Source organism: Nocardia sp. 348MFTsu5.1, from assembly GCF_000383535.1.
GTDB classification, from domain to species: domain Bacteria; phylum Actinomycetota; class Actinomycetes; order Mycobacteriales; family Mycobacteriaceae; genus Williamsia; species Williamsia faeni.
On the sequence record NZ_KB911542.1, the window covers coordinates 1 to 1,334 of the forward strand.

The 1,334-nt window shown below is 63.0% G+C and carries 1 protein-coding gene; it reads right to left on the reverse strand.

Annotated elements, in window-relative coordinates; all coding sequences use genetic code 11:
* On the reverse strand, positions 1–1,334 hold a 1,334-nt coding region (locus tag H290_RS29990; RefSeq protein ID WP_231373853.1), incomplete at both ends, for a condensation domain-containing protein.

Consider the following 1,334-nt stretch of genomic DNA (forward strand, 5'->3'; position numbering starts at 1 on the left):
AAACGCCCACCGCGACCCCACCAACTCCCGCTCAACACCATCCAAAACATCAACATCACGAACCAACACCAACGAATCAGCAGCCACCGCCTCCAGAACCCGCACAAACCGACGACCGATCTGCTCCACTGTCGACCGATCGAACAGCGCCGTCGCGTAGGTGAGCGCAGCACTCATCCCATCGCCGGTCCCATCGCTCAGCGTCAGCATGAGTTCGTTCTGGGCCTCGGTGACATCCACGTCCAGCGCCGAGACCGACAGATCTGGAAGTTCGAACTCCACCGCAGGTTGGTTCTGGAATGCGAAGCCCACCTGGAAGATCGGGTTATAGGCCATCGACCGCTCCGGATTGAGCGCCTCGACCAGATACTCGAACGGCACATCAGCGTGGCCAAATGCCGCCACATCGCCCTCGCGCGCCGACGCAAGCAGCTCGGTGAACGACACATCCGGATCCACCTCGAGCCGCAACGCCAGGGTGTTGACGAACATCCCGACCAGATCGTCGAGTTCGCGCTCGCCCCGACCGGCCACCGGCGTACCCACAACAATGTCGTGAGACCCGGACAGCTTGCCCAGCAACATCGCCCAGGCGGCATGGACCACCATGAACAATGTCGACCGGGACTGCCCGGCGACCTCACGCAAGGCCTGGGTCAGCTCCTCCGACACGTCAAAGCTCACCGACTCGCCCGCGAGTGACTGCACCGCAGGCCGTGGCCGGTCAAACGGCAAATCGATCGCACCTTCGACACCGGCCAACCGCTCCCGCCAGAACGCCACCTGCTGACTCAGCAGCGACTCCGGATCAGACTCCGACCCCAACAACTCCCGCTGCCACACCGCAAAATCGCCATACTGCACCGGCAATGGCGCCCACCCCGGCACCTCACCACGCGCTCGCGCCGAATACGCCACCATCACGTCCCGCGCCAGTGGTGCGAACGACAGTCCGTCGGCAGAGACATGGTGGACAACAATCGACAGGATGTGCTCGGGAGCCGAAACGGATTCGGTATCGACACTAAGCAGGAGAGCCCGCACCGGGACCGATGCCGACACGTCGAAACCCTGTGCCAGGAAATCTATGATCCGCGGTGCCGCCCCAGCTGCTGTCGACACCTCCACGGAAAGCTCGACGGCGGCATCGGCAACCGGCAAGATCACTTGGACCGGGCCATCCGGCGATGCCGGATACACCGTCCGCAGCACCTCGTGCCGACCCAGCACATCGGCAATCGCCAACCGCAACGCCGCCACATCCAACTCACCGCGAAGCCGCACAGCCAACGGAATGTTGTACGCCGGCGACGACGTATCAAACTGATTCAAAA